8 protein-coding genes and 1 pseudogene are annotated in these 7,231 nt (G+C 70.1%); 4 read left to right on the plus strand and 5 right to left on the minus strand.

Translation table 11 applies throughout. The features are described from left to right. Nucleotides 1-229: 229 nt before the first annotated feature. From AC1DCG_RS24620 to prmC, 4 genes are all read right to left on the minus strand, one after another. On the minus strand, nt 230-568 hold the full coding sequence (locus AC1DCG_RS24620; protein WP_165258148.1) for a response regulator: 339 nt from the start codon (nt 566-568) through the stop codon (nt 230-232). Continuing rightward, a complete protein-coding gene (locus tag AC1DCG_RS24625) occupies nt 568-1,599 on the minus strand; it encodes a sensor histidine kinase (protein ID WP_477028840.1) in 1,032 nt (343 codons plus the stop codon). Before AC1DCG_RS24625 ends, AC1DCG_RS24620 begins: the two co-directional genes overlap by 1 nt. Before the next feature lie 87 nt (nt 1,600-1,686). After that, nucleotides 1,687-2,772, minus strand: coding sequence for a DUF4167 domain-containing protein (locus AC1DCG_RS24630; RefSeq protein ID WP_477028839.1), 1,086 nt, complete (start codon nt 2,770-2,772; stop codon nt 1,687-1,689). Between the two features lie 252 nt (nt 2,773-3,024). Then, nucleotides 3,025-3,894: a peptide chain release factor N(5)-glutamine methyltransferase gene (gene prmC / locus AC1DCG_RS24635; RefSeq protein ID WP_165258154.1), complete on the minus strand. Its 870-nt coding sequence runs from the start codon at nt 3,892-3,894 to the stop codon at nt 3,025-3,027. 88 nt (nt 3,895-3,982) lie between these two features. On the opposite strand from prmC, the gene AC1DCG_RS24640 reads away from it, so the two are divergent. Beyond that, the gene (locus AC1DCG_RS24640) at nt 3,983-4,246 is read left to right on the plus strand and encodes a type II toxin-antitoxin system ParD family antitoxin (RefSeq protein WP_477028838.1); all 264 of its coding nucleotides are present in this window, start codon (nt 3,983-3,985) and stop codon (nt 4,244-4,246) included. Nucleotides 4,247-4,311: 65 nt separating this feature from the next. Further along, nucleotides 4,312-4,533 (plus strand): annotated as a pseudogene (locus AC1DCG_RS24645) (type II toxin-antitoxin system RelE/ParE family toxin); the annotation flags it as partial. Here AC1DCG_RS24645 and AC1DCG_RS24650 read toward each other — a convergent pair. Next, a complete protein-coding gene (locus tag AC1DCG_RS24650; RefSeq protein ID WP_477028837.1) occupies nt 4,530-5,291 on the minus strand; it encodes an MOSC domain-containing protein in 762 nt (253 codons plus the stop codon). The pseudogene AC1DCG_RS24645 and the gene AC1DCG_RS24650 overlap by 4 nt on opposite strands. Before the next feature lie 86 nt (nt 5,292-5,377). Here AC1DCG_RS24650 and AC1DCG_RS24655 point away from each other — a divergent pair, with 86 nt between their 5' ends. Both AC1DCG_RS24655 and AC1DCG_RS24660 read left to right on the plus strand, forming a co-directional pair. Further along, the gene (locus AC1DCG_RS24655) at nt 5,378-6,625 is read left to right on the plus strand and encodes a YihY/virulence factor BrkB family protein (protein ID WP_477028836.1); all 1,248 of its coding nucleotides are present in this window, start codon (nt 5,378-5,380) and stop codon (nt 6,623-6,625) included. A gap of 41 nt (nt 6,626-6,666) precedes the next feature. Next, complete coding sequence (locus AC1DCG_RS24660; RefSeq protein WP_477041733.1) at nt 6,667-7,191, plus strand: GNAT family N-acetyltransferase; 525 nt, start codon at nt 6,667-6,669, stop codon at nt 7,189-7,191. Nucleotides 7,192-7,231: the final 40 nt, after the last annotated feature.

A 7,231-nucleotide genomic window follows, 5' to 3' on the forward strand; every position in this document is an offset into this window, starting at 1 on the left:
GCCATGGCCGCCCCGCCGCGCTTCGGACAGCGCCGCGTCCCAAGCCTCGTCCAGCCGCTCGATCCGGCGCGCGTCGTCGCGCGTGGCGTCCCGCCGCCAGTCGCCCGAGGCGGCCAGGACGGGCGTGGCGACGAGGAAGGACAGGCTGAGGGCGACGACTGCGCGCATGACGGCTCCTGCGACGGCGAAAGAGCCCTAGGTAACTCGCAAGGCGGCCCGAGAGTTCGCCTCAGCGCGCGGCGGCGATGGTGCGGGCCAGCTGCCGGGGGTCGACCGGCTTGCTGAGGATGGGGGCGTCGCGCAGGTCGGGCCGCACGCCCTGGTCGCCATAGCCGGTGACGAAGGCGAAGGGCACGCCGCGCTCCCGCAGCACGTCGGCGGCCGCGAACGAGGTGCCGCCGTCGAGGTTCACGTCCAGCAGGGCGAAATCGACGATCTCGCGCCGCGCCGCCTCCACCGCCGTCTCGGCCGAGACGGCCGGGCCGGTGACGTCGCAGCCCAGGTCGGTCAGCAGGTCCTCGACCAGCATGGCGACCATGATCTCGTCCTCGACGATCAGCACCCGCATCAGGCGGCTCCCCTGGCCAGCGTCGGCTGGGGCGCCGGACGGCGGCGAATGCGGGCGACGATGGTGCAGACCACGCCCTCGGGCGGGTAGTCCAGCGCCGCCTCTCCGTCGAGTTCCAGCGCCAGGCCCCGGGTGATCAGGCGGCTGCCGAAGCCCTGGCGCTCGGGCGGCGACACCGGCGGACCGCCGGCCTCCTGCCAGCGCAGGCGCAGCCGCTCCTCGTCGCCCTCGCCTTCCCGGCTCCAGCCCACCCTCACCTGCCCGGTCGACTGCGACAGAGCTCCGTACTTGGCGGCGTTGGTGGTCAGTTCGTGCAGGGCCAGCGACAGCGACAGCGCGGTCTTGGGCGACAGGCGCACCGGCGGCCCGGCCAGTTCGAAGCGCGAGGCGTCGCCGTAGGAGTCGACGAGGCCGGCCATGATGTCGTGCAGGTCCGCGCCGTCCCAGCTTTCGCGCGTGAGGATGTCGTGGGTGCGGGCCAGGGCCAGCAGGCGGGTGGTCAGCGACTCGCGCGCATCGCCCAGGTCGGCGGCGTTGCGCAGGGTTTGGCCGGCGACCGACTGCACGGTGGCCAGGGTGTTCTTGACCCGGTGGTTGAGCTCGTTGACCAGCAGCCGCTGCAGCTCCTCGGTCCGCTTGCGCTCGGTGACGTCGCGCATCACGCCGGTGAAGAACCGCCGGTCGCCGGATCGCCATTCGGCGATCGAAAGCTCCAGCGGGAAGGTGCTGCCGTCCTGGCGGCGGCCGAACACCTCGCGGCCGATGCCGATGATCCGGCGCTCGCCCGTGCGGCGGTAGGTGTCGAGATAACCGTCGTGGGCCGCGTGATGCGGCTCGGGCATCAGGGCCCTGACGTTGGATCCGATCATGTCGGAGGCCGCATAGCCGAACAGGCGCTCGGCGGCGGGATTGAAGGCTTCGATGCGGCCGCGCTCGTCGATGACGACGATGGCGTCCACCGCCGTGTCGACGATGGCCCTGTAGCGGGCCTCTTCGCCCGCACCGCCCGACTGTCCTGCTCGACCGTTCATGGCCGGCTCCCCCTGGGTCGTCAGAAGGAGCCTAGCCTAGGGGTTGATCCGCCGCCAAGTCCTCGCGGCGGATCGTCACGCATGTTCTCAGGCGTCTTCCGACTCGGGAGCCGGGGAATCGCCGCCTTCGAAGCTGCGCGGGGCGCGGCGACGACGGGGCTTCTTGACCTCTTCGCCGGCGGCCTCGGAGGCCGGAGCGGCGGGGGTCTCGGCCGCCGGAGCGGCTTCGGCCTTGGGTTCGGCGGCGGGCTTGGGCTCGGACTTGCGACCCAGGAACGCCGGAGCGTGGCTGACGGCGCCGTCCTGGCCGCGCAGCACCGGCGAGCTTTCGGCCGCCTGCGCCTCGCCGCCCAGCGGGGCGGCTTCGGGCTCGATCACGGCCAGCGGATCGCGGTCGCCACGGTCGCGATCGCGGTTGCGGTCACGATCGCGGTCACGGCGCGAGCGGCGGCCCTCGCGGGCCTCGCCCTGGAATTCGCCGCCTTCAGCCGCCGGACGGTCCTCGCGCGGCTGGCGCTCCTCGCGGGGGCGATCGTCGCGAGGACGGTCGTCACGGTCGCGGAAGCGCTCTTCGCGCGGGCGGTCGTCGCGCGGACGATCATCACGGGGACGGTCGTCGCGGTTGCGGTCGCGGTCATCGCGGTCGCGCCAGCGGTCGCGGCGGCCTTCGCCCTGCTGACCATCGCGGTCACGGTCGCGGTTGCGGTCACGGTCGCGGTTCTCGAAGCGGTCGCGATTGCGGTCGCGGCGCTGCTCGCCCTGGCCTTCGCCGCCCTCGCCGCCTTCCGCGCCCTCGACGGGCGTCTCGGCGGCCGGCGGGGCCTCGGGGGCCTCTTCCGGCTCGGCCTCGAAGTCGATCTCGTAGGCCGAATAGGCGTCCTTGCCAATGATGTCGCTGACCGGACGATTCGGCTGGATGGCGCGCAGGACGCGGAAATAGTGCTCGGCGTGCTGCAGGTAGTTCTCGGCCAGCACCCGGTCGCCGGACGACGAGGCGTCACGGGCCAGCTGCTGGTACTTTTCGTAAACGCTCTGGGCCGCGCCGCGGACCTTCACGCCGTCGGGACCGTTCGAATCGAAGGCCCGGTTGGCGTTGTGCTGCTGCGGCTTGCCACCACCGCCCCCGCGGTTGTTGCGGCCACGCTGGCGCTTCATGCCCTTGAAATCTCTCATCTTCTTCTAAACCTGTCCGATCTGGACACTTCAGCCCGATCGGTATTCGGTCTCTTGAGACTGGGTGCGCCCGTCTCGGGCTCGCCTTCGATGTTCTTGAGACCTGGGTTTCCGTAGAGTCTCCGTCCGGATCGGGCGCGGCTTTCGGCCTCGTCGGCCGTTCGCGCCTGCCGGATGTGTCTAGCGGCCGTCGAAACGACCGCTCTTCCCGTCACCCGGCGATTTGGAAGGAGACCCTTTCCGTCTACCGCCTCACGCCGGCGTTTCCAAGGGGTTTTTGAAGCCCGTGACAACACGGTCGTGGGTGGACAGATCCTTGACCGTCCGCACGTTCTGGGCGCCCGCCTCGTTGAACAGGGCCTCGACCGCCGCCGACTGGTCGAAACCGATCTCGACGCAGAACAGGCCGCCGGGCTTGAGCACCCGCAGGATCTCCGGCGCCAGGGCGCGGTAGGCGTCCAGGCCGTCGGCGCCGCCGTCCAGGGCCAGGCGCGGTTCGTGGTCGCGCACTTCCGGCTGCAGGGTGTCGATGTCGGCGGTGGGGATGTAGGGCGGGTTGGAGACGACGACGTCGAAGCTGGCGTCGCCCATGCCGGTCGTCCAGTCGCCGCGCATCAGGGCCAGGCGGCCGTCGAGGTCCAGGTTGGCGGCGTTCTCGCGCGCCACGGCCAGGGCTTCCTCGGAGATGTCGACGCCCAGGCCCTTGGCGGCCGGACGCTCGGCCAGGATCGCCAGCAGCATCGTGCCCGAGCCGACGCCCAGGTCCAGCATGTTGAAGGCCATGGTCTCGGGGAAGGCCTTGAGCACCTCATCGACGATGACCTCGGTCTCGGGACGCGGGGTCAGCACGTCCTTGGTCACCGACAGCAGGATCTTCCAGAAGCCCTTGCGGCCGATGATGTGACTGACCGGCTCGCGGCGGGCGCGGCGCTCCAGGTACTCGTCCAGGGTGGCGACCTGCTCGGCGGTCAGTTCACGATAGGGGTCGGTGATGATGTCGGTGCGGCTGACGCCGGCGGCGACTTCCAGCATCAGGCGCGCGTCGATGGCGGGCTGATCGATGCCGGCTTCCTTCAGGCGCTCCTTGGCGCCGTTCCAGGCTTTGACGAGGGTGAGGGTCATGGCGGCTCCAATAGCGCGTCGCGGCGGCGAGGGCGAGATTGCAGATAGATACCAATAATTGGTATGCTGTGGCTTGTAGGAGCCTGCTATGAGCAAGAACACCTCGGTAAGCCTCGGGCCTCACTTTCAGGACTTCATCGAAACACAAGTCGCGCAGGGTCGCTACGGCTCGGCCAGCGACGTGATCCGCGCCGGCCTGCGGCTACTGGAAGAGCACGAAACCAAGCTCGAAGCGCTCAGGAACGCCCTGGCCGAAGGCGAGGCGAGCGGGTTCGCCGAAGAGTTCGACGTCGAGAACTTCCTGTCGGAAATCCATGACGAACAGACGCAAAGCGGCCGCCTGAAGCCATGACGCGCCTGACGATCCGCCCGCTGGCCCGGAAGGATCTTCGGGACATCTGACTCTATTCCCACGACCATTGGGGCGCGAGACGCGCTGACGCCTACATTCGCGAACTGGACGGAGCTATGAAACGGCTGGCCTCAGATCCCTCAATCGGAGAGGCTTGCGATCATATCCGAAGCGGCTACAGGCGACGCGCTAGCGGCTTGCACATGATCTACTACCGCCTTGTGGACCGGGGCATCGAAGTCGCCCGCGTCCTCCACCAGCAGATGGACGCCGCTTCGAACCTCTAGCCCACCACCACCGCATCGCCCTGCCCCACCGCGCCGCCTTCGGTGACGTTCAGGTAGATGCCGCAGAAGGTGTGGCCGTAGTTGTCGAACAGGGCCTTCACCACCTCGATGTCGCGTTCGGCGGTGACCGGGTCGACGTGGGTGGCCGCGCAGCGGACGATGGGTTTCAGCACTTCCGCCGTCGCCTCGCCGATCCGTACGGTCCTGCCCGTCCAGCCGTTCTCGACCCAGGCCGGCCAGCCCTCGACATAGAGGTTGGCGCGGAAACGCAGAGGATCGACCGGGCGGCCGATCTTTTCGGCCAGGTCGCGCACGCTGGCCAGGTTCACGATCGAGACGAAACCCTGCTTGCTGTCCATGAACCGGTGCGCGCCCGGCCCTTCCAGCACACGCAACGGCCCCTTGGCCTCGTCGCCCAGCAGGGCCGCCAGCCAGGCCTCGAAGCCGCGCCGGCCATCGTCGCTGGCAAGGTCGCCGGCGAACGGCGCCAGCCCCTCGGCCGAGGCGGTCAGCACGCCGCTGGCCTCGTCATAGGCCGTGCGGGCCCTGGCGACGGCGGGAATCTTGGCCAGCACCGTGAACTTCATCTTCGACAGGTGCGCGGGCGCATCCGTGTCGAAGCCGCTGGGCCCGTCCTCGACCGCATACAGCCGGTCGCAGGGAAAGCAGGCGCCGGCCGCGAGCGTGGCGGCCGAAAGCCGCTCGGGGGTGAACCCCTTGACGGGATGACGGTAGAGCGAGGCGACCTGGGCTTGCATGGCCGGAAGGTGATCGCGGCGGCTGCGCTTTGCAAGGCGGGAACACCATGTCGCCTGGCGGATTTGACCTGCAGGGAGGCCTGCTCATGACCGACACCACGCCGCGACGCCCCGTAAGGTCGTGGCTGGCCTCGCGGCCCTATCACCTGGCGCCCTGGATCCTGCTGCTGGCGGTCGCCCCCTTCGCCTTTCCAAAGCGTCTGGAGCCCGAGGTCGAACCGCACGCGCCGCCGCCCGGCCTGTCGGAAGACCGGACCATGCCGCCCCACGAGTTCGACCAGGCCGAGCCCCGGCGCGGCCGCGCCGCGCGGCATCCCCAGGGCATTCCCCTGCTGGGCTGGCGCGACATCCTCTGGCGCACCGCCCGCGAGATCAGCGTCGACAAGCTGCCGTCTGTGGCCGGCGGCGTAACCTTCTACACCCTGCTGGCGCTGTTCCCCGCCATCGGCGCCTTCGTCTCGCTGTACGGCCTGTTCGCCGACGTGGCCGCGGTGGAAAAGCAGCTGCAGGAGATGGCCACCGTCTTTCCCGCCAGCGTCGTCCAGATCGTCGGCGAACAGATGCTGCGGCTGGCCGGCCAGGAGGGCGGCAAGCTGGGCCTGGCCTTCGTGGTCAGCCTGCTGCTGTCGATCTGGAGCGCCAACGCCAGCATGAAGGCGCTCTTCGACGGCCTGAACGTCGCCTATGACGAGGACGAGAAACGCAACTTCGTCGGCAAGACCCTGCTGACCTACGGCTTCACCCTGTGCGCCCTGCTCTACGCGGTGTTCATCGCCGCGGTGCTGATCGCCGCCCCGATCGTGCTGGAGCGCGTGGGCCTGGGCGCGATCTCGGCCTTCTGGATCCCGCTGCGCTGGCTTTCGGTGTGGCTGGTGACGGCGCTGGCCTTCGCCATGCTCTACCGCTTCGCCCCCTGCCGCGCCCGGCCGCGCTGGCGCTGGGTGGTGCTGGGGGCGCTGTTCGGCGCGGCCGCCTGGCTGGTGGGCTCGCTGGGCTTTTCGATCTACGTCAACCGCATCGCCCACTACGACGCCACCTACGGACCGCTGGGGGCGGTGATCGCCTTCATGGTCTGGGTGTGGTTCTCGATCATGACCGTGCTGGTCGGGGCCGAGCTCAACGCCGAGATCGAGCACCAGACCGCCCACGACTCCACCACCGGCCCGGAAAAGCCGATGGGCGCGCGCGGCGCGGCCATGGCCGACACGGTGGGGCTGGCCTTCCATCCCTGGGAGATGATCAAGCGCGAGGCCGGCACGGTGAAGCGGATCGGCGGCCGCTACTGGGGCCATGCCACGACCCGGATCGGCAGGAAGGGGCCGCCCAAGCGCTGAGCGCTTGGCGCCGCGCGCGACGCATGGCTTAGCTCGCCGCCATGATCTTCGCCCCCGCCGCCCCGTCCKAGCACGACGCCATCGTCGCCCTGGTCAATTCAGCCTATCGCGGCCAGGGGGCCCAGGCGGGCTGGACGACCGAGGCGGGCTATATCGACGGCCAGCGCATCGACCTTGCTAGCCTGCGCGCCGACCTGGCCGCCGCTCCGCAGGCGGTGATCCTGACGGCCCGCGACGACGCCGACGGCCCGCTGCTCGGCTGCGTATGGCTGGAGCCGGCCGAGGCCGGGGTCTGGTACCTGGGCATGCTGACCATTCGGCCCGACCTGCAGGACCGCCAGCTGGGCCGCACCCTGCTGGCGGCCGGCGAGGCCTACGCCCAGGCGCGCGGCGCGGTCCGCATGCGCATGACCGTGGTCCACATCCGCGACACCCTGATCGCCTGGTACGAGCGCCGCGGCTACGCCCTCACCGGCGAGACCCGCCCCTTCCCGCACGGCGACGACCGCTTCGGCAAGCCGCTGCGGGATGATCTGGCGTTCGTGGTGATGGAGAAGGGGCTCTAACCCTCTCCCCTTGCGGGAGAGGGTGGCCTCGCGGAGCGAG

The sequence above is a fragment of the Caulobacter sp. 10L414 genome (genome assembly GCF_056395525.1).

What these genes read in the sequence shown, in the direction of transcription:
- AC1DCG_RS24630 (WP_477028839.1), bottom strand. Translation starts at nt 2,772, where the DNA reads ATGAGAGATTTCAAGGGCATGAAGCGCCAGCGTGGCCGCAACAACCGC.
- AC1DCG_RS24620 (WP_165258148.1), bottom strand. Translation starts at nt 568, where the DNA reads ATGCGGGTGCTGATCGTCGAGGACGAGATCATGGTCGCCATGCTGGTC.
- AC1DCG_RS24650 (WP_477028837.1), bottom strand. Translation starts at nt 5,291, where the DNA reads ATGCAAGCCCAGGTCGCCTCGCTCTACCGTCATCCCGTCAAGGGGTTC.
- AC1DCG_RS24655 (WP_477028836.1), top strand. Translation starts at nt 5,378, where the DNA reads ATGACCGACACCACGCCGCGACGCCCCGTAAGGTCGTGGCTGGCCTCG.
- AC1DCG_RS24625 (WP_477028840.1), bottom strand. Translation starts at nt 1,599, where the DNA reads ATGAACGGTCGAGCAGGACAGTCGGGCGGTGCGGGCGAAGAGGCCCGC.
- prmC (WP_165258154.1), bottom strand. Translation starts at nt 3,894, where the DNA reads ATGACCCTCACCCTCGTCAAAGCCTGGAACGGCGCCAAGGAGCGCCTG.
- AC1DCG_RS24640 (WP_477028838.1), top strand. Translation starts at nt 3,983, where the DNA reads ATGAGCAAGAACACCTCGGTAAGCCTCGGGCCTCACTTTCAGGACTTC.